Source organism: Fibrobacter sp. UWB15 (assembly GCF_900177705.1).
In the GTDB taxonomy this organism is placed as follows: Bacteria; Fibrobacterota; Fibrobacteria; order Fibrobacterales; family Fibrobacteraceae; genus Fibrobacter.
The window spans coordinates 24,670-45,849 of sequence record NZ_FXBA01000010.1 but is presented as its reverse complement, the minus strand read 5'-3'; the positions used below and the strand labels follow the sequence as shown (position 1 = coordinate 45,849).

Genomic DNA, 21,180 nt, shown 5'->3' with positions numbered 1-21,180 from the left:
GTAAAAACGTTCGCTACGCATGGAATTGTTAGACTAAAAACTTATTTTTTTTTGTATGAAGTTTAAACACGCGGCATCATTCATACTCTGCTTTATATTCGTACTGCTTTCCACTGGGTGCGTCACGACGAACGTGCACAAGTTCCGCATGACTGCGTCCGAAGCCCCCGAAGTACACGGGGCAAACACACAGCAGGCCTCTCACTCTTCATTATGGCGATTTACCGGAAAAATCAACTACAACGCCGAAAAGAACATAATCATCTCCGATGACATTTCGGAATCACCGGATCTCGACAGGCTTTTCGATGTACCGATAAAGTTCAAGGATGCCTCATACAAAATGGGCGGCCTCGATTTCAGTGGTAAGGGGGACTTTCTCTATAAAGCAAGCAATTTTGTAATTGGCGGCGGCTTAGGCTATAAAGACGGAATCTATTCGCACCTTACAATGGGTGCAAACTACTCGCATTTCGAGTTCGGCGTATTTCTCGGAGGATACAACCAGTACATCGACATAGAATACTCGGGAGAAAAGGACGGCGATAGCTTCGACAGCCACGGTCACGATTTCAGTACAAGCCTTTTTGCCGGTCTCTATGCAGGCTTTTACCTAGAAAAGTTCTTTGCCAACCTCAGCGTAAGTTCTTACAGCCCAAGCCCCCAAATAGAAGGAATCGACCTAGATGTTCCGAGCATCACAACAGTCTACCTCACCACAGGCTACAGGCTTAACCGCTGGCTTGAATTCAGCGTCAGCGGCATTGCGACCTTCATAGACACTTCCGAGGGGAATAGCTATCCGGGCGTTACCGGCGGCGTAAGCATTTACCTGTAAATAGCGGGTGAGCACGAAGGCATCCTGTTTCCTGCGAGAACCAGAAAATTTCTTTTTAAAGGACGAGCAATCGTCCTTTTGTTGTATATTTGGTAAAAAAAGGCGGTACTTATGCTGATGGAAAAAATTGCATCCCCTGCTGATGTGAAAAAGATGGACACAGAAAGCCTCAAGGCACTCGCGGCAGAAATCCGCACAGCCCTCATCAACAAGATTTCACATTGCGGCGGACACCTGGGCCCGAACCTCGGCATTGTAGAAGCAACCATCGCCTTGCATTACGTTTTTGAATCGCCCAAAGACAAGATTGTCTACGATGTAAGCCACCAGAGCTACACGCACAAGATTTTGACAGGCCGCGCCGAAGCGTTCCTGAATCCGGAAAAATACTGGAGCGTCACGGGCTACACCGAACCCTGCGAAAGCGAACACGACCATTTCATGATTGGCCACACCTCGACTTCCGTGAGCCTTGCACTCGGGCTTGCAACCGCCCGCGATATCAAGGGCGAAAAGGGCAACGTCATCGCCGTCATCGGTGACGGTTCCCTGAGCGGGGGCGAAGCATTCGAAGGCCTCGACAACGCAGGCGAATACGCCACCAACTTTATCGTGGTGGTGAACGATAACGAAATGTCCATCGCCGAAAACCATGGCGGCCTTTACGGGAGCCTCGCGGAACTCCGCAAAACGAAGGGCAAGAGCGAAAACAATTACTTCAAGAGCCTCGGATTCGACTACCTGTATGTAGAACAAGGTAACGACATCGAATCGCTTATCGCCGCATTCAAGCAAGTGAAGGATTCTACAAAGCCCGTGGTCGTGCATATTCACACGCTCAAGGGCAAAGGCTACAGCTACGCCGAAAACGCGAAGGAAAGTTTCCACTGGGCCGCCCCCTTCGACATTCCCACCGGTGTCGTGAACTGGGGCAACGGCGAATCTTACGGTGCAATCCTTGGCGAATACCTGATGAAGAAAATCAAGGCCGACCCGAAAGTCGTCGTAATCCATTCCGCGGTTCCTGCAGGCATCGGCTTCTTTGCCGAGCAGCGCAAAGCGGCGGGCAAGCAGTTCATTGACGTGGGCATCGCCGAAGAGCACGCCGTCGCACTCGCATCCGGACTCGCGAAGGGCGGCGCAAAGCCCGTGTACAGCACGCACAGCACGTTTATCCAGCGCACCTACGACCAGCTCTCACAGGACCTGTGCGCAAACAATAACCCGGCCACACTGCTCATTACCATGTCCGGCGCCGACGGCATGAATGACACCACGCACCTCTGCATTTTCGACATCGCGATGATGAGCAACATCCCGAACCTGGTGTACCTCTGCCCCACCTGCGTCGAAGAAGCCATCGCCATGATGGATTATGCCATTGACCAGACAGAACACCCGATGGCCATCCGCATCCCGAACGAAGTCGCGCATAGGAATGTTGCATTCGACAAGGATTACTCCAAGTTGAACACATACAAAGTAGACAAGCGCGGAAGCAAGGTTGCGCTCATCGGTCTCGGCAGTTACTATGGCCTCGCCGAAGAAGTCGCCGCGGAACTTGCCAAGCAGGAGATCGACGCAACCATCATCAACCCGCGATTTGCCACGGGCATCGACTGCGAAGTGTTAGACGGGCTGCGCGCCGACCACCAGGTTGTCGTAACCCTCGAAAACGGCGTCATCGATGGTGGCTTTGGCGAAAAGATCGCCCGCTTCTACGGCAACAGCGACATGCGCGTACTCGTGAAAGGCCTCAAGAAGGAATTCTACGACAAGGTTCCCTATGGTGAACTCATGGAAAAGAACCGCCTCACGCCCAAGCAGATTGTGGAGGATGTGAAATCGGCGCTGGAGTAGGGCGGGCTAATGGAATTGAAAAACTCCCCGAGCGCTAAGGTCGGGGAGGGGTTTACTTGGTCGTTTGGAAAATATCTTTCTAGACGGTTTCCGCCAGCCTACGCATCCTCTTTCAGACTCTTTGATTTTCATCACAAGGTTTCCTAGAATAAATTGCATATTTTTAAGAAAACTTATATATTAGAATTCAAGGTCGTCTATGAATAAAAAGGATATACTCAATCATCTAAAAGAGCAAGCTCAAAAAGCAGGGCAAAAAGTGGCCAAAGCGGCCAAAGAGATCGCAGATGATAGTGGTTTGTCCACAAAGGAGGGCCGTGAGGAACTTTTAAAAAGAACTAAAGATCTCGCAAACAAAACCAAGGAGTCTATACAGGAGACTGCCTTACGCGGAGCATCTGCCGCCCAAAGAAAAGTTAACAAATCAATAGAAACGGTACAGAAAAAAAGTAACCAACTAAAAGAAGCCATCAACAAACGAATAGAAAAGGAAGTTGGAGCAAATTCTAAAGAAAAAACAAACCGTTCTAAAAAAAATCATCAAAACAAACAAAAACATACAACAACAATCGTTGGCGCTATAGCGGGAGTTGCAATAGCGACAGCAGGGATTGTCTCTGGAGTTCACAATACTAAAAGTCCTAGTAAAAATGCAATACTCTATAAACCATCTAGCGAGCATTGTGCAATTTATTCCCTAGAACAAGAATACAACATGATGGAAGATTGTATATATAAAAACAAATATCAACACTCTAATGTCGTCGGTTATTGTGCTGATCATATAAAAACAAGCGCGTGCAACACGCAAAAAGAACGTAGTCAAAGTGGATACTCAACAAAAACCTATCAACAAAATGTTGAAACTCATTGCGCATTTTTCTCTCTAGAGCAAGAATATCACCTTATGAATATATGCGTAGAATCATGCGATGGGAACACATCGAGATGCTCAGAAGAAATCCGTTTGTTCGAATGCTCTGAAAGAATTACTTATAATGAGGCCGAGCGAAGAGCGGAATCTTGTCCGATAAGGGATAATAATTATTATTACAGATAGAACCTTTTTTACGAATGCAGTATGGATGAATTGTTGACATGGCGCAAGCTTCGAAATGAACTTGAAGACATGCTTAAAGCACGAGGCATGAGCTATCCAGATGCTGTAAAAGAATACTATTTAAATAATCCCAAAAGCAAATTCAACACTGACAATTTTGATTATAAAAACAGCGTAGAAAAAAAATATTGGAAAAGACGCCCCAAGCATGGCGAAACCCCTGATGACGACAAGCTAATTGGGAAAAATGCGTCTAGGTATCCCAAGGCCATTGAATTCTTCACACAGCTAAAAGACTATCTCATAACATTAGATTGCCCCAAGTCAGAGCAATGGATTGTTGAAAATATGGGATCAGATTTCTTTAGTCGTTTTAGTAATGGAGTCATACAGCCATTAAAAAGAGAAGCCGAAAATCACCAGAGTGATTGTTCTACAGAAAAAGATTGTACGGATGAACTGTTGGCGTGGCGCAGACTCAGAAACGAACTTGACGACATGTTTGAAGCTTACAAGATTAAATTTCAAAAAAAGAGCTACAATTATCGAGATGCGGTGATTGATTTTTATAAGGCACATCCAAAAGATTTGTCAGAAAAGAAGTTAAAAAGAAAGAATGATATTAAACTAAATCTAAACGGGAAAGACCCTATTGCGAATGATTTCTTTGATTTTGAAAGTAGTGTAGAAAAAAAATATTGGAGAAATCGACCTAAGAGCGATGAAGATTTAAGCAATGACCGGCTTGGCGCAAACAATAAATGTAAAAAAGAGGATAAAGCCAAATATTTCAAAACCATTAAATCTAGATATTCCAAAGCAATAGAATTTTTCAAAGAACTTAAAAATTTCATCGCTTCGCAGAATCGTATAAAGCCAGACGAATGGATTATTGAAAATATGGGAAAAGATTTTTATAGAACTTTCCGTTCTGAAGTTATCCAACCGGTAAAAAAAGAAATTGAAGAACGAAAGTTTAAGCCATCTAAGGACCAGAATGGCATGGATGAATTTGATTGTTAGGAGATTCTAATAATGAACAAATTATTCATTGCAATTTGCCTGCTGGGAGCAATAACTTTTGCCGACAGCAAAATAGCCACCCCTTCAAAACAGGATTCTGTGCAAATGTGCCCATGCCCAGAAAAGAAGGGATTTTTTTCTAAAGCAAAAAACTGGATTAAAGATAATCCGGAAACGGCAGCGGCTATTGGAACAGCCATAGCTGGAGCTGCAGTAGTTGGATATGAGGCATATCGTGACTGCAATCGCTATGATATTCTGATAGAATATAAACTTATGCTTGCTTGTGTTCAAAATTGCAGCGACGAAAACAGTTGCGCAAAAAACATTGTTGAATGGGAATGCAAGCAAAAAATCAATGTCGAAGATGCTGAAAAGAAACTTAATTCCTGTTCTCTAGAATAAAAACTCCTCAAGATGAAATCCTGAGGAGTAAAGAACAATTAAGAATTACTTATTTGCCTCCCTTGTATAGTTTACTGGTTGGATTCATCTGAATAGAACGGTTTTTATGAACAGCTAAGTACTGTTTGTTGAAACCGCTCGTGCCCTTGTTGGCGTTATGTTGGTTTGCGTGATTGTCACGCGGCGAGAGTTTAGACATAAGAGTCTCCTTGTTGGTTGTTTGTGTTATGCAGCGTCGTCGTCTTCATTATCGGCGCATAGCGATTCAAGCATCTCCTTGCCGAGTTTGAAGTGGACGTCGTATGATTTGAGATTGCTTTTAGAATCAGGCGTTCCCTTTATGGTGACATCGCCATTTATGGGATTAAGCTTCGCCTTGAAATCGGTCTGGATGTATGTTTGACGCATCATCTCACCGATTTTGACTAGTTTCACCTTATCAGAGCACAGTTTAACATTTTGCATATCCTTGCCGTATATCTCAGACATGTCTTCAATCGGATGTGAACCCTTATCATACCAGTGGTCGGGTACTGGCTGAATATTCAGCAAAAACGGGGCAAATCCAGAATCAGGGGTCCACAAGGTAACCGCAAAAGCGCCCTTGAGACCTTGCCATATCTCGCTAGATTCAAACGCTTTAAGGCCTTCCTGAGTAAGTTCGTAGCCATTTATCTTGTCATAGCAAATAAGGCCACTCTGCTTGAAAAAGAAAAGGATGTTTTTCACGGCGCTTAAGCGGGCTTTCCCATTGTCGCAGAACATTTCGCGGCAGATATCCTGCTCGTTTGCTTGCGGATGTTCCTGAATGTACATCAGGAAACCGCGTATCCACGGATTGGGACGCAAGGACTGGATTTCTCCCGTTACAATGCGGTAGGTGATATTGGAATTGACGATATTGGTGATGTCGAGAATCATGGTTGTCTCCTTGTTTATGGTTAGAGGTTGTGGGTTACATTTTTGAGTTTTTGGACGATACGTCCGAGAGCGCCTTGCCCCTTGCTCATCGCGCGCCAGTTGCCTACATGAACCATCATGTAGCGGGCACGAGTGATTGCTACGTTTAGGCGGTTTGGTGCGCCTATAAAACAGGTGGGACATTGGTTGCTGTAGCTAAGGAATACGATGTCGGCTTCGTGGCCCTGGAAAGAATCAACGGAGCCTGCGCTGTAGGTGACGAACTTACCGCTGTCCTTGAATACGCACTGGCAGATTTTTTTCAGTTCTTCTGCCTGTTCTTTATAGAACGATAGCACTGCTACAGACCACTTTCCTTTTTTATTTGGCTTTGCTTTAGCGAAATCACGGAACTTTTCAAGTTCTTTTTTAATCCATATCTGTTCAGCTTTGTTGCGGTTCTTGTGGTCGCAGCGGCCCTTGATGTTTTCCCAGTGGTTGTGCTTATTTCCAAAGCGGTGGTAATCCCACTCGCGCTCACCTTTCATGTGTTCTGAACGCATAGCCTTTCCATCGTAAAACTCGTCGGAGGCTAGTTTTGCGATATCCATATGGCAACGGTGCTGAAATGAAAGCTGTATGCGGCGTTGGTCCAGCATTTCCTTGGGAATGCCGCGGAATAGGGCCAAGTCCTTGTATTCGCCGTATCCCTTGAGCAACAGCTCCATGCAAGAAGGAAGGTAAATCTGCTCAAAAATATGCAGGTTCTTTTTGCAGTTTTCCTTGTCGCTAATGGGAATCAGTTTATCGATTTCCTCTTGTAGGCGGGCTATAGTACTGCGGTCTGCATTCACCTTGTTGTCGCGCTGTTCAAACATGCGGATAAGACGCCACGCTACTTCATTATGCCATTCCTTCGGTTTGTTTTCATCATAGCGTTCAAAAAGGACTTCGCGATTATAGCGGGCTATGCTTACCCATTCTTGCATTTTTTCTTCGTTCAGAATATGTCCACTTTTCTTGTCACGGGCTGGGCGCACTGTTGTAATGCGAAGAGAGAGTGTATCGCGGTGATTCTCAAACGCTTTTAAGGAGCCGACAATAATCGTTGCGTAGGGAAGAATTTCAATGTCCTCCTGTTTATCCGCATCGGCGAAGAGGATGTCGTTTTCCTTGGCGTATTTGCGGTATAGATAAGGCAAGTAGGAGTCTTTTTCGTTTTCCTTCTCCACAAGAACCACTGTTTGACGGAAACCTTTCCCCGATGAGGCTAGCAGAGAATCCGATGCGACGGTATATTCATTTCGTTTATCGACATCCTCCGGATAGCAAATCTGAAGATTTTCGGCAATATCATCATCGTTTACATAAGGAGATAACTGCTTGATGTCACCAACAATAATCCAGTGCTTACAAAGAACTGCCGGTACCAGAAATTCCTGAACAGTTGTCTTGGAAGCTTCATCAAGAACCATGTAGTCAAAGGGAGCTTCTGTTTGGCCTTTTGAGCGAAGTTTTTCCATTTCTGCAAGCGCCGCTCCAAAAGTAGTGCCCGCTACAATTGGGACGTTTTCTTGGATGATGTTGTAAAACATCTCGTTATCTTTGGGATCGCAGTTATCCAGTAAGAATTGCTGCTCTGCAGTACGATTATCTTCTGGTTTGTTTTGGATACGGTTTTGAAGGGCTTTGGCCTCAGTTTTGGAGAAATTCTTTCCAAGAATGAATTTCTTACCGTCTGGGCTAATTCTGTCATTATCGTTATCGCCGTAGCGCATCACGCAGGCTTTGTCCAAATGCACCTTCAAGCGTTCAAGGATGTTGTCAACGGCCACATTGGTAGAGGCGACCAGTAAAATACGTTTCCCCTTTTTTACCAACTGGATAATTGTTTCCAAAATGGATGTTGTTTTTCCCGAACCTGCAGGTCCCTCTTTAATCGTGTAATCAGGTGTTGACAGAACGTTACACACAAATTGACGCTGCTCTTTATTGCCGGAACGTTTGTTGTCCTTTAGAATCTCATATTCGCCATCTTCCAAAATTTGAGGCTCAAACGTTGGTAACTGCATATTTTCTGTCTGTAAAAGGGATTGCAATGCAGATGGAATGACTTTGGGAATAGCGTGTCTTTCTTCAAACGAAGCGACTTCGTTACGGACGATTTCGCTTAAATTGGCGCGTATTCCGCTAACATGTTCCATTACCGATATTTCGGCCGCGATTTGGATTGTGCTGGGCGGAAGGCATAGAAGATGCTTGTCCTTGATTTTTTTATCCAGAACGATGAAAAATCGTTTCTTTTTCGTTATGGAATCAAATTGAACCTCGCTGGTGAAAATACTTAACAGGTTTTCTGGAAGTAACTGAGCCTTGGGAACTTCCTGCTCTGGGACCTGGTAACACTCTATTGCCTTTTCGAAGGAACGGCTGATATCTTCGAATGAAGCGTTTGTGCGGTCCGATTCTTTTATTTCATAAACATATTTGTAGTGTGTTCCAGATTCGTCGGTGTATTCCTTTGGACCGATGTAATCAGGAACGGCTACGCATGTTTGGTATCCGTTTAGACGGAGTTCGATTTCTTTCTCCAATGCGTGGAGATAATTGACTGCTGTACACATGAGTTCCTCCTTTATTATGCGCTTAAATAGCGGTTGTAGTGTTTGTGGTCCATGAGCAACAAGATTGATGAGTTGCTCATTCTGATTAATCGAAAACAATCGGTAATCCTGCAGGATTTAAGCAGACTGTCGCGTTGGGTCTTGCGCCAGCGAACTTTCCCGGATTCGACAACCCGATTGGCTTTGACAAGAATTTTGAGAGGGACTGAACCCTCAGTTTGAATTGTGAAATTCATAAGCTTCCTTTTTTGTTGAACCGCAATTGCGGTGGTGTATTTTTTTCGTTGGGACTTATTCACCGTAGATGTCAATCTGCTGGTCAAGCTCAAAGGCTTGGCTGATTTGGGTGGTTTTGCCCATTGATTTCAGATTTAGAAAGCGCAAAAGGGACAAAAGGGGACAACGCCCATCTAGGCAAAATGGGCTTTTTTTGCTTATTTTCTGGAAAATCAGAAAGTAGCGGGGATTAGAACTGAAAAGTTGTTATATTGTAATAGGTTCGGGTCCTCCGGCAAATTCGTGCTTAGAGAAGCAACAGAGATGGGCCGCATCCTGTTGCTCGACATCGCCAAATTTTTTACTTCTTCCCTCCCTGGTAAAGCTTGTTGTTGGGATTCAGCTGATTAGCATGATTATCCATGCGAGCTTGGTACTGATAGTTGTTCGGGTTCATCTGGTCCGCATGATGGTTCAGATTAGCCTGGGACTGATTCGATTTCATAGAGATTCCTTTTGTTTGTTTACTTCAACATCGAAGTATTAAGAAACTAGATTTTCTTCTTCCCAAACTCAATATGCCAAAGACAGCGAGTTACTCCCAAAAAATGTTTGAACAAAAAAGCCATGGTGTATGAACCACGGCTATGACTTTTTAGGGAGACTTATTTCTTACTTGAATCGATCTCGATTTTCTTCAAGATACTTGAGAATAGAATTTGACTTCCAAGAATATGCTATTTCCCAGCATGAAATTGTTGAACTGTATGGGCCTGTGTCTCGTGCTGTTTGGTTTGGATTTCCGCCATGCTTTATCATTAATTCAAATAGATCAATTAAATTCTTTTCTGCCGCCATCATAAGGGGGGTGTAACCAATAAGACCATTGACGTCGTGTCTTTGGTTTGGGTCCGCTCCATTCTCTAGAAGTATTTTAGCAATAGAGAACATTTTCTCTTTAGATAAACATTTTTGTCGCTGTTCTTTGAAATATTGAGCCACCCACTGTTTAGCTTGTTCTAACATGGGGTTGTTTTTTTGCAAAAGCATAGAACGATAAACCTCTTCATTTGTCATATTTCTAAAGAACTCGTTTCCTCGTCTTATGCCATCTAGCATTTCGGGCGTCCAGGAACGCGGATTTTGATGATAATCAATTATATTTGACATTGAACTGTATTGAACGGCCCTATAAAAAGGGCTTTGCTGATCTGTTGATTGAATCTGGTTTACATCGGCTCCCATTTCAATTAGTTTTTGAACGACATCAACTTCTCCAGTCAATATAGCTTGACCGAGACAGGTTAATTTCTTTTTGTTGGTTGGGGTAAGGAGAGTCTTTCGATCATGGGGATGAGACGCTATTAAATAGAACATTTCCTTGCCTTCTTTAGGTTTAAATGGGATGGTATTATAAACCATGCTCTCGATGGCAAACAACAGAGCTGATTCGCCAGAAGAGGATAACGCATTAACATCAACATTTGCATCAAGCAGAGTTTTTACTGCATCAACATCATTCATTTGTGTAAACCATACTAACTGCGGATAAGTCTTCCATGATATTTTAAAAGGCGTCTTGTAAGGTTTTACAGGAATTTTTGGGATTTTCCCTTCTTCGAAGAATAATGGCAAATGTACATCTGTTTTCTTATCTTTTATTGAGTCAATGTTTTTTACATCCTTTTCTGAAAACAGAATAAAAAAGTCATTTGCCCATTGTTCAACTTCCCAATCTTCTACGATAACATCTATACTTCGCGAATCTTTGTTGACGTAAGGAAATTTATTATAGGATTCTTTGATGACTTCCATCGGTTTCCCGAATAGTCCAAAAACAATACCATAGGTTTTCATCATTTTTAAAAAAGGCCGATCTTCGCAAATTGCTCCTAAGGCTAAGGCAATATGGAAAAAACTGCGCCCTTTCTTTTTTTCGGGGTCTATTACATAAATAGCTGTATGAATTATATCAGTTGTATAAAAAAGGTTGGGCATAACGGTCTTAAGCGTCTCTAATGCTTCATCAAATTTACCTTCATAAATTAGGGACAATACCCAAAGGAGATTAAACCGCCATTCTACGGCAATACTGTTGATTTGCAGTGTGGCACAAACTCTTGCGAATTGCTCTAAAGCAAGGATAGTTGTTGGTGGATTTTGTTGTGCGCAATATCGTACACCATCTTGTGCACAAATAAAGTGTTTTTGTAGTAGAGAACATTTTCCAAGATGAATATTGTCATACTTGAAATCTTCGCTATTTGAAGAGGAATTTTCAATTAGCGATTTGAAATAATCTTGAATCTTGTATACCGGTTCAGCAATTTCGGCTGTTTTTTGCAGAAGTTGCGAAGCAAATGCAATTTCACAGCACAGTATGTAATGACATCCAAGAACATCCTTTGCTTTATTGATGACGTCAAATAGATTTCCCATATTGGGAAGTTGCTTGCCCGCAAGCCATCGCTGGACTTTATCTCGTTCAGTATTGTGAAAGCAATCAATAAACTGCGGACACTTCTTCAAAATAGTATTGAGTCCGTCCTGGAGAGGCGTTTCCGTCAATAGGATTCTATTTGTAAAATTATCATCCTTGAATAGTTCTTTGACAAAGGCATAAATCGTTCCGCAGATAAAGGGGATAAAAGATTTATACAATTCATTTCTATTAGGGAAGGTTTCGGGAGGCCATCTATTAATATTCGTTTGATTGATGATGAAAAAATCTTCTTTTAACTGCTGAATGAATTCCTCGCATATGTTATAGATAGAAGCGATGGAGCCGGAACAAACTTTTGGATACTCAAATGGTAATTTAAATACTTGTTCTATTGCATCTATCAGTGAATCAAGATTGATACTTGGATCGTTGGCAAGGTGTTCTAATTTTTTAGTGATACCCGGAACTGAATCTGTGTCTAATACACGAGCTATGATTTGTAATTGCCGACCCAGCGTAGGATAAGATGGATTAAATTTCATTCGTATTTTCATAATTGTCCTTTTTTTATAAAAAATACCTTCAAATTGTTTTTTTGTGGAGATTGGACGGTCCATCGTTTCACTCCCAAAAAATGTTTTGGCTTTTTTTGCGAAAAAACGAAATTTTTACTTATAAACATTCCGCAGGCGAACCCCTTCTCTCAAAAAACACCTTTTACATTTTCTATAAACAGCCCTGTTTATCGACTGCGACAACGCCAAGGCAGACGCAATCTACGGCATCATGGAAGAAGTTTCTCAACATCGCTAAAACGGTCATTTTCAGTACCGTTTTAGCATTTTTTTGCATAAAGTTGGAAAAACAGACAAAATTAGTTGTTTTAAGGTTGGAAAAGCGGCAAAAATTAGTTATTTTAAGGTTGGATAAACGGAAAAGCCTATGATTCAACGCAAAATAGACAACTATTTAGTCGATTTCTACGCCAAGTACAAGAAGGCCTTGCTTGTTACAGGTGCAAGGCAAATCGGCAAGACCAGCTCGATCCGGGAATTTGGAAAAAAGCATTTCAAGCATTTCGTTGAAATCAATTTCCTGGAGTCGCCCGCCGCCAAGGCGATATTTGACGGCACCGACACTTCCGACATTCTGCTCCGTCTGTCGGCATACACCGAAACGAAGCTGGTCAAGAACGAAACCCTGATTTTCCTGGACGAAATCCAGGAATGTCCGAACGCAGTCACGGCAATCAAGTTCCTTGTCGAGGAAGGCTCGTACCGTTACGTCATGAGCGGTTCGCTTCTTGGAGTGGAACTCAAGGACATCCGTTCCCTGCCGGTCGGTTTTTTGAGCATCAAGGAAATGTTCCCTCTAGACCTGGAGGAATTTGCGAATGCGGTAGGCGTGCAGCCGGAAGTCCTGAAATCTATCCACTCTGCTTTCGCAAATAAAACCGAAGTTGATGCGCTTGTCCATGAAAAAATGATGGCAATCTTTCGCCTGTATATGGTTATCGGCGGAATGCCCGCCGCAGTCGCGGAGTATCTGGAATCAAACAACATCCAGAATGTCGTAGAAATTCAGCAAAGCATTATTGAGTTATACAAGAAGGATATTGCCAAATACGACCCCAAGAACAAGTTGTATCTGAACGAAATCTTCGACTTGATTCCGCCGGAACTGAACAACCAGAACAAGAGATTTATCCTGAAAAAACTGAACGAGAATCTCAAGTTCTCGCATTACGAAAATTCCTTTATCTGGTTAAAAGAAGCGGGCGTGGCGATCCCTGTTTATAATGTAGATGAACCCAAAATACCCCTGTTGCTTTCGCGTTCGCGGAACCTATTCAAGTTGTTCCTGAACGATGTCGGATTGCTCACCTGCCAATATGCAAACGGAATCCAGCTGAAAATTTTGAACGGCGACCCCGATATCAATTTCGGCTCTGTTTATGAAAATGTCGCCGCGACCGAACTCAGGGCGCACGGCTTTGATCTTTATTATTTCAACAGCAAGAAGCAGGGCGAACTGGATTTTGTCATTGAACAGAACGGGAATGTACTCCCTATAGAAATCAAGTCAGGCAAGGATTACAAGCGACACAATGCCCTAAAGAATGTTATGGAGACGACCAACTACGCAATTAAGCAGGCAGTGGTGTTTTGCAATGACAACATCCGTGCGAAAGACAACATTTTATACTGTCCCATTTACATGCTCATGTTCTTGAGCAACGAAAAGATTGTTTTGGGAACGTATAAGATAGATTTAAACGGCTTAGAGTCGCGCGTATAAAGTTTACTTCACACACCTAACAGACCGCGCTTCGTCTTTTCCGAAGGCGCTGAACTTGGCGGCCTTGCTGCTGAAATCGAGGAGCATGTAATAAGCGAGGCCGTCGGGCGTTTCGGTGGCGGTCCAAAAGTGGGCATAGCCGCCAATGCCATCGAACTTGCCGGGAGCAGATTCGCTGCCTAGCCTGTAGCCTGCGGGGAGAGCGTTGAAGCTGAATTCGTCGGAGCCGTTCCCTTTCTTGAACCAACCGCTGGTGGACTTGAGCGCATAGCCTGCCACATCGGCGCCACCGACGCCTACCATCAGTTTTTCGAAGTCTGCGCTGTCGGGCAAGTGCCAGCCTTCGGGACACACGGTGCGAGCAACTTCCCAAGCGTAAAGGCGCCCATATTTGGAACAGCTGCGATTGTCACCTTCGGGGCATGCGCTCCCTTCGATTTCGTAATTCAGGTTTTCGGCCATCCAAATTTGCGAACCAATTTGCACAATGTCGTAACTTTGTCCGTCACGCGGGTCGGTGAACGATTCCGAACAGGCAACCATCAAAGCCACCAGGGAAAACAAAGACAACAAAATAATAAAACGCATAAAACTCCTAGAAACACTCTATATATAGATTTTTCGCCTACAAAGTTGGAAAACAGATAAAAAATACCCCCGACTGTTAGGTCGGGGGCGATAATGTTCTTGGATCCTATCGGCCCGTTGGGCCTCCAGGATGACAGTGCAGGTTATTTCACGAATGCGCCGTAGATGGCCTTGATGGCCTTCTCGGTGTCGGCTTCGTCAACACCGGTGATGATGTTGATCTGCGAAGAACCCTGGTCGATAATACGGACGTTCACCTTGTTCTCGGCGAGAGCGGTGAAGAGCTTTGCAGCCACACCGATCTTGTTCGTCATGCCGTGACCGACAGTCGCGATAAGCGAGATGCCCGGGAATACCTTGATACGGTCGGGGCGCATCTGCTGCGTGATGTCTTCGAGGACCACGTCCTGCACGGCATCGAGGGCCTTGCTATCCACCACGATGCTCATGGAGTCGATGGCGCTCGGGCACAGTTCGTAGGAGAGGCCTTCGCTTTCGAGCACGGCGAGCACACGGCGGCCGAAACCGACTTCCTTGTTCATCATGGACTTTTCGATGTAGATCATCGAGAAGCCCTTACGGCCGGCGACACCCGTAATCGGGAGCTTTGCTTCTTCCGGAGTGGGGCCGATGATGGTACCCGGATCCTGCGGGCGGTTCGTGTTGCGGATATTGATAGGAATCTTCTTGGCGCGGCACGGAGCAATAGATTCGTCGTGGAGCACAGAAGCGCCGGAATAAGCGAGTTCGCGGATTTCGCGGTAGCTCACGTATTCGATCGGGAGCGGATTTTCGACGATGCGCGGGTCGGCCATGAGCATGCCCGAGACGTCGGTCCAGTTTTCGTACTTGGCGGCATCGATGCCGTTGGCAAGGATTGCGCCCGTGATGTCGGAACCGCCACGGCTGAAGGTCTTGACTTCGCCACGGAGGTTGCTACCATAGAAGCCCGGTAGCACGTAAAGCTGGTTTTCGTCAGACAAGGTCTTCGCGATGTCTTCGTAGGTCTTCGGCGTAATGCGGTACTTGTCGTCGAAGGTGATCAGCGGGAAGGTGTCCACGAAGTTTGCGCCCAGGTACTTGGCCATGAGGCGTGCGCACAGGAATTCGCCGCGGCTCACCAGGAAATCGGTGCTGACGGATTCGGGGTGGTTCTTCAGCTTGTCTTCGAGGCTGTCGAGGTCTTCGGTCAGCTTGTCTTCGAGACCGAGGTCCTTGCAGATTTCGTCGTAGCGCTGACGGATCAGGTTCCACGGGGTCGAAAAGTCGAGGCCCTTGGAGGCGAGGTCGTAGGTGCTGTAGAGGAGGTCGGTAAGCTTGGTTTCCTTAGGATTGCGCTTGCCGGGTGCGGAAACGACGATGACCTTGCGGTTCTTGTCGGATTCAACGATGGCCTTGATCTTCTTGAACTGGCCTGCATCGGCGACAGAGCTGCCGCCGAACTTACATACGATTCTTTGACTCATTTTTTCCTTTCGGGCCACCAAACCTCTCGGCTTCGAGCGCAACCGCTTTCCTCACGGTCGTCGTGCCCAAGCCTACCCATCTGGCCAGCCACTTTTGGTTTACGGCGCCCTTGCGGTCGCCTTATGTTGGTCTATGTCTGCGACGGTGTTTTACCGTTGCGGGGGCAATAATAGAAAAAACGACAAGACACGGCAAGGTTTGTCAAAAAAATGTCACGAAACCAGGCGAAATTTGGACAAACCTTTTACTTTTTCGTCAAAAGTGATTTAGTAATTTAGCGGTACAGACAAACTAAACACCCCTTAAAGGAGAACATATCATGAAAAAAAAGCTGATTGCCGCCGCGGCATCGGTATTCTTTATTGTTGCCTGCGGTGACGATTCCTCATCAAACGCATCGAACGATAGCCAGACACAGCCAACAGAAACCGACACAAAAACAGGGCGATATCAAGTCGACGAATCAGAGAATCTCTTGATCATGATTCCCGACAGCACGTACAGATCCGAATGCGTAGCCGTTGGAGAAGATTTCGTATGGGAGCGCCTACCCCTAAACGGTCCCGATACGCTCAAGTATGAATTCCGAGGAGATTCCCTAGCGCTATCCGCCTTCCGAAACGGCAAAAAATTGCCAATTGAAGAAGTATTCATAGGCGGGAAATCAGGAAAATTCGAAGGAACCTGGTCACAACCCTCATTCTCACTCACATTCTCTGACGGAAAGTTATCTCAAACGACTATTCTCGACCTAAGTCAAGAAAATGATGAAAATCCCGATTTCATGAACTCCTTTTTTATGGCAAAACTTTATGACGCAATCAACGAAGGATACCTCTTAACTACTGCAAAAACCATATTCGAAAAAGATTCTTCTAGCGTACAACGTGCCATTGAAGAAAACAAGGTCAATATCAAAAAAAATGAAAAGACCAGCCAAGTCTTCGAAATGAACGGCAAGACGTTCTCGGTCGACATCAAAAACGCAACCGAAACGCCCATTTACGACGGATTCTTTTTCAAAACAGTCAGCGAAATCCAAATAGAACTTTCGGACGGCTCCACGACCTGCAAACTGAACTATTCAGAAAAACTCGTCGACAAGGATTTATGCCATGGCGAAAAATCCGAATTCCTTGTGACAAATGTCTTGAAGAACAAGAGAGGCGAGACGATGCGGGATTCCGAAGGAAATGAAATCGAATCTGCAACTCTTTATAGGGATACGGGCAACGACAGTTTCTCGGAATGCTTCCTTAAAATGAATCTCGACTAGTTTTGTAAAAAATTAGGCGCGAATGTAAATTATTCGCGCTTTTGGTATTCAGAGCCTCTAAAAAAGCGTGTATAGTATAGAGGCTTTATGAACAGACACGAATCCATGTTACGCATTGCGGCAAGCTCCGACATCTCGGTGCTACTGCTTGGGGAATCGGGCAGCGGCAAAGAAGTCGCCGCCCGCTTTGTCCACGCTCACAGCAAGCGGGCGGGCGGGCCCTTTATCGCCCTCAATTGCGGGGCGATTGCCAAGGGACTCACCGAAAGCATTCTGGAAGGCCACCGCAAGGGGGCTTTCACCGGAGCCGTCGACGAGCGCCTGGGAGTGGTGCGCTCGGCGGACCACGGCACGCTTTTCTTGGATGAAATCGGCGAGATGCCGCTCGAAATTCAGTGCAAGCTGTTGCGTATTTTGCAAGAGCGCGCCGTAATGCCCTTAGGCAGTTGCGACCCCCTGCCAGTAGACTTTCGCCTGGTTTGCGCCACCAATCGCAACTTGCGTTCCGAAGTTCGCGCCGGGCGATTTCGCGAAGACCTCTTCTTTCGACTGAACGTATTCCCCATCAAGATCCCGCCCCTGCGGGAACGCGAAGACTTCAATACAATCGCCCAAGAAATCTGGAAAGAAGTCGGCGACAGCTCCCTGCTCACCTCTGCCGAAATCAAGCTCCTGGCACGCAAGGAATGGCCCGGAAACGTCAGACAACTCAAGAACGTTCTGCAACGCTATTCCCTGCTCAAGCCCTACGAAACGACATTGTCCAAAATACTAGAAGAAGAATTCTACGAAATCGTAGAAACCTGTTCTGCCGCCGACACAGCCCTTTACGATACAAGCCCTATTCGACGCAATTCAAGTTCTCCCGAATGGAATCTGATTTATTCGGAACTAGAAAAAAACAAAGGCAACCGAAAGGCCACCGCAAAAAAATTAGGCATCAGCCGAGGATGCCTATATTACCAAATCAGAAAGCACGGAAGCTAGAACCTCATGCCAAGGGTCAAATAGTGGTAGCCACCATCAAAGGCCTTCTTGGGGCTGTACGCATAGTCAAAGTTCACCATGCCGAACACGATCCCGATACCCGCACTTACACCGTCTTCGGTATCGGGGCGAGCGGCATAACCCACGCGCAGCAACAGCGTCTGCATGTAGTCGAGTTCGCCGCCGAATCGCCATTCGGGATCCTGCATATCGGCGCGGCGGTAAGCGTCGGCAGACATGTACAAGTTCCACTGGCTTTCGAGGCTAAAGAGTTTTGAAATCGGCAAGATTCCCGTGATGCCCGCCTGCAAAGCCATCGGAGCGGTTTCTTTTTCGCCATCGTAATCACTCATGTAGCCAAAGTTCGTGAGCGTTGCGCCAAAGGCAAAATACTCGTTCACATGGTAGGCGCCACCGACATCGCCCAAGAAGGCGATTGCCGATTCGTCGTCGATCGTCTGCTGGCTAAAGCGCACCGTAAGGGCCCAGTTGAACGCATCGGCCCTATTACCGAGACCTGCCTGCAAGGCCCATGCGTAAGCACCGTATTCCGACGTTTTGAAACCCTCTTCGTCGCGGCCCTCGATGCCATCGTAACCCAAGAATTCAAAACCCGCCGACGCCGTGAGCGGGAATTTCCAGAACTCGAACGGGAGCACCACGTAAGCCGTCGTGTAATCGTCGGCCGTGTACTCGGGGAAAATAATGTGGTTGATGCCCGCCTCGGCTTCGGCCACGCCGTTCATCGAGAGCGGATTCCTCAAAATGTCAGAAGCACTGGTTGCATCGGCGACGCCCGCCCCCGAAAGGGCCGCCGTCCTGGCCGACACCTGCATGCTCAGGTACTTCATCGAGACCCCGCCGGCATCTACATTCCAATGCTCCCCGGCAAAAGCAAGGGAACATGCAACAAGACTAACAGCGAGGATTTTCTTATTCATGCCCTACAAGATACAAAATTTCAGGATTATTCTTCCAGTTGGTTATAATGAATTATTGCAGAACTATAGCCCACATGCGACACTAACATCATTACCGCCCCGAACGGAATGGCAACAACGCCTCCCATCATCAAAAAATGGCCATAATTTTTGTCATTTACCATGGCAACACCGCCCGTCGCAATCAAAGCCGCAGAAGCCACCGCCATAAACACTCCTGCCGCATGCATTTTCTTGCTCGTTTGCAATTGCGCTTTGGCCTTTTCACGCTCCATCAAGGCCTCTTGAATATCACGACCCGCGTTATAGCTATCCACCTTCATGTTCTGCACTTCGTAATATTCAAAGAATGACAGCCATAAAAGCGGTGCCATGGCAGCACTACCTACTAGAACATACTTTCCACCTTTCTGCGACGCGCTTACGCTCCCGGTAATCAAGGAAAGCAGCTCAAGCGTCACCATCGATATGCCGGAATATTTCCAGAACTTGCCTTTAAGGCGGTAGGAATCGTACCACTCTTCACCTTCAAAGAAAGGTTCAATTTCGTCGATAGAAACATCTCTGCAGTCTAGCGTATAGTTCCACCCCACGCCAAGCAAAACCAAAGGCGAGTCAAACTCATACGTCATTACATGGCGGACACTGGTATCCTTTGCAGCAGGCAACACCTGCGACACCGCAGCACACGGAATCAAGACAAGAAACAATACTTTTATCAGGGAATTTTTCACAGTCTAAATCTAACAAATTAACATTTATATGTAAAGTAAAAAATAGTCCCGCGAAAACATCGCAGGACTATTCAAATCGCGTTGATTCCAGCTATTGCACGTCGCAACCGGCGCTCGGATTTTGCCAGCCGTTTTCCGGAGGAGCTTCGCCCGCCTTCCAGCAATGGAGCGTATCGAGCACGTCTCCTTCCTTGAAAGTGGACCAGTCCGTCACCTTCTTGAAGTTGTTTTCTAGAGAGGTGTTGTATCGGCTCATGTAATGGTCAATCAAGTACTGCGGGCATTCCACTTCTTCAATGTAGTAGGTCGGATTGTCTGCGGCCATGTACCAGTCGGCAAACCAGTGGCAACCGCGCAACAGGTTCGGGAGGCCGGCATCGCCGAAGGCCGCATCGCACATATCCTTGATGCAGGTCTGGTATTCAACGAGAGTAGCGTCGTAGCCGAGCTGGTTCTGGCATTCGGTCAAGAATCCGCCAAAGCCTGCACCCCAGTTAAAGTCGCTGCCTTTTTTCACCTGAGTTGTAAGAGCGTCAAAAGCGCCCACGCCACCACCCGGCACCATCAAGTCGAACTGACCTGCCGGAAGATTAGGATTGCCGCCAGCCACATCCATACCGATGTTAGAGGCCATCACGATCATGTGCTTGCCCTTGAGAGCCTTGTGGGTTTCCCTGGGCGGGTTGTTTTCCATCTCGTTCGCGAAGTGGCCATCGTACTGCAAGTGATAGCACTTGCCGCACTTGCTGTTGGCTGTGCCCGCAACGTAACCATAAGACAGGTTCTCTGTCACCTGGATCGGAGCCATGTCGGTGCAGGTGAACACGCCCTTTTCCTTTTCGTCGCCGCAAGCGCTTCGGGTTCCGTTGTAACCGAACCAAGCCTTACTGACGTCACCCAAGGTAAAGGTAGGGACTTCGACATCGTGGATGTTGCAGTTACGTGCAGTGCCAAAGTCGGCAAGGAACGCCTCGTTGGAAGACGTATCTGCACGAGTCGTATCGTTAGAGCTTTCCTTAAGCCAGGAACAATGCGGCTTACAGGCGTCCCAGTAGCGGGTATTCCAGCCGCGCTTTGCCGTAGCGCTAATGTCCTTGGTGTATTCGGCCGGAGGCGCACCGTAAGATTCAAGAGTCGGGAACCCGTCGGGGCCCAGTTCCGGATCCGTATTCACGGAGCCGCTGCTTGCAACAGGGTCAGAGCCCGCACTCGATGTGGGATCAAGCGGATTCGTTGCGCCCGCAGACGATGTCGGAATCGTCGGATCGCCCGGATTTGTCGTCTGGCCCGGATCGGTCGGATTCGTGCCGCCCGCACTCGATGTCGGATTCTGCGTATTGCCCGGATTGCTCGGGTCAGTCACCCCAGCCGAAGAATACGGATTGTCGATTACGCCCGCACCCGGGTCAATGACTGCATTCGGATCTGTCGCATTGTTCGATGCAGCATCGTCACCGCAAGCGCAAATCATGGCGACCGCACTTGCCGCGATAAAGCCCTTGAATAACTTACGTCTCATA

Annotated in this window: 17 protein-coding genes; 8 read left to right on the top strand and 9 right to left on the bottom strand. The window is 46.4% G+C overall.

From position 1 onward, the window contains the following. Window positions 1-55 precede the first annotated feature (55 nt). The 5 genes from B9Y58_RS12395 (at window position 56) to B9Y58_RS12375 (ending at window position 5,186) form a co-directional block, all read left to right on the top strand. Complete coding sequence (locus tag B9Y58_RS12395) at window positions 56-838, top strand: hypothetical protein (RefSeq protein WP_085534937.1); 783 nt, start codon at window positions 56-58, stop codon at window positions 836-838. A 111-nt stretch (window positions 839-949) separates the two neighbouring features. After that, window positions 950-2,698: a 1-deoxy-D-xylulose-5-phosphate synthase gene (locus tag B9Y58_RS12390; protein WP_073057406.1), complete on the top strand. Its 1,749-nt coding sequence runs from the start codon at window positions 950-952 to the stop codon at window positions 2,696-2,698. 199 nt (window positions 2,699-2,897) lie between these two features. Further along, the gene (locus B9Y58_RS12385) at window positions 2,898-3,758 is read left to right on the top strand and encodes a ribosome-recycling factor (RefSeq protein ID WP_073057403.1); all 861 of its coding nucleotides are present in this window, start codon (window positions 2,898-2,900) and stop codon (window positions 3,756-3,758) included. 21 nt (window positions 3,759-3,779) lie between these two features. Next, window positions 3,780-4,781 carry a hypothetical protein gene (locus B9Y58_RS12380; RefSeq protein ID WP_073057401.1) on the top strand — a complete coding sequence of 334 codons (1,002 nt, stop codon included), beginning with the start codon at window positions 3,780-3,782 and terminating at the stop codon, window positions 4,779-4,781. A gap of 12 nt (window positions 4,782-4,793) precedes the next feature. Then, window positions 4,794-5,186 carry a hypothetical protein gene (locus B9Y58_RS12375; RefSeq protein WP_073057398.1) on the top strand — a complete coding sequence of 131 codons (393 nt, stop codon included), beginning with the start codon at window positions 4,794-4,796 and terminating at the stop codon, window positions 5,184-5,186. Between the two features lie 225 nt (window positions 5,187-5,411). Here B9Y58_RS12375 and B9Y58_RS12370 read toward each other — a convergent pair whose 3' ends face one another. The 4 genes from B9Y58_RS12370 to B9Y58_RS12360 form a co-directional block, all read right to left on the bottom strand. Continuing rightward, on the bottom strand, window positions 5,412-6,107 hold the full coding sequence (locus tag B9Y58_RS12370) for a hypothetical protein (RefSeq protein ID WP_073057395.1): 696 nt from the start codon (window positions 6,105-6,107) through the stop codon (window positions 5,412-5,414). 20 nt (window positions 6,108-6,127) lie between these two features. After that, complete coding sequence (locus tag B9Y58_RS12365) at window positions 6,128-8,710, bottom strand: AAA domain-containing protein (protein WP_085534936.1); 2,583 nt, start codon at window positions 8,708-8,710, stop codon at window positions 6,128-6,130. 577 nt (window positions 8,711-9,287) lie between these two features. Then, the gene (locus B9Y58_RS14780) at window positions 9,288-9,431 is read right to left on the bottom strand and encodes a hypothetical protein (RefSeq protein ID WP_199220977.1); all 144 of its coding nucleotides are present in this window, start codon (window positions 9,429-9,431) and stop codon (window positions 9,288-9,290) included. Window positions 9,432-9,598: 167 nt separating this feature from the next. Next, the gene (locus B9Y58_RS12360) at window positions 9,599-11,986 is read right to left on the bottom strand and encodes an ankyrin repeat domain-containing protein (protein WP_109639797.1); all 2,388 of its coding nucleotides are present in this window, start codon (window positions 11,984-11,986) and stop codon (window positions 9,599-9,601) included. Between the two features lie 325 nt (window positions 11,987-12,311). On the opposite strand from B9Y58_RS12360, the gene B9Y58_RS12350 reads away from it, so the two are divergent. Then, complete coding sequence (locus B9Y58_RS12350) at window positions 12,312-13,667, top strand: ATP-binding protein (protein ID WP_073057382.1); 1,356 nt, start codon at window positions 12,312-12,314, stop codon at window positions 13,665-13,667. A gap of 3 nt (window positions 13,668-13,670) precedes the next feature. Here the strand turns inward: B9Y58_RS12350 and B9Y58_RS12345 are convergent, their stop codons facing one another. After that, window positions 13,671-14,255: a fibrobacter succinogenes major paralogous domain-containing protein gene (locus B9Y58_RS12345; protein WP_073057378.1), complete on the bottom strand. Its 585-nt coding sequence runs from the start codon at window positions 14,253-14,255 to the stop codon at window positions 13,671-13,673. A gap of 143 nt (window positions 14,256-14,398) precedes the next feature. Beyond that, window positions 14,399-15,721: an aspartate kinase gene (locus B9Y58_RS12340; protein ID WP_072801208.1), complete on the bottom strand. Its 1,323-nt coding sequence runs from the start codon at window positions 15,719-15,721 to the stop codon at window positions 14,399-14,401. A 320-nt stretch (window positions 15,722-16,041) separates the two neighbouring features. On the opposite strand from B9Y58_RS12340, the gene B9Y58_RS14455 reads away from it, so the two are divergent. Next, a complete protein-coding gene (locus B9Y58_RS14455; protein ID WP_143154709.1) occupies window positions 16,042-16,998 on the top strand; it encodes a hypothetical protein in 957 nt (318 codons plus the stop codon). A gap of 87 nt (window positions 16,999-17,085) precedes the next feature. Beyond that, complete coding sequence (locus tag B9Y58_RS12330) at window positions 17,086-17,985, top strand: sigma 54-interacting transcriptional regulator (protein WP_073057371.1); 900 nt, start codon at window positions 17,086-17,088, stop codon at window positions 17,983-17,985. Here B9Y58_RS12330 and B9Y58_RS12325 read toward each other — a convergent pair. From B9Y58_RS12325 to B9Y58_RS12315, 3 genes are all read right to left on the bottom strand, one after another. Continuing rightward, window positions 17,982-18,926 (bottom strand): PorV/PorQ family protein, encoded by a 945-nt coding sequence (locus B9Y58_RS12325; protein ID WP_073057367.1) that lies wholly within the window; start codon window positions 18,924-18,926, stop codon window positions 17,982-17,984. The two genes, B9Y58_RS12330 and B9Y58_RS12325, sit on opposite strands and share 4 nt — an antisense overlap. A 26-nt stretch (window positions 18,927-18,952) precedes the next feature. Next, a complete protein-coding gene (locus B9Y58_RS12320; protein WP_073057365.1) occupies window positions 18,953-19,660 on the bottom strand; it encodes a hypothetical protein in 708 nt (235 codons plus the stop codon). A gap of 91 nt (window positions 19,661-19,751) precedes the next feature. After that, the gene (locus B9Y58_RS12315; RefSeq protein WP_073057362.1) at window positions 19,752-21,179 is read right to left on the bottom strand and encodes a glycosyl hydrolase family 5; all 1,428 of its coding nucleotides are present in this window, start codon (window positions 21,177-21,179) and stop codon (window positions 19,752-19,754) included. Window position 21,180 lies beyond the last annotated feature (1 nt).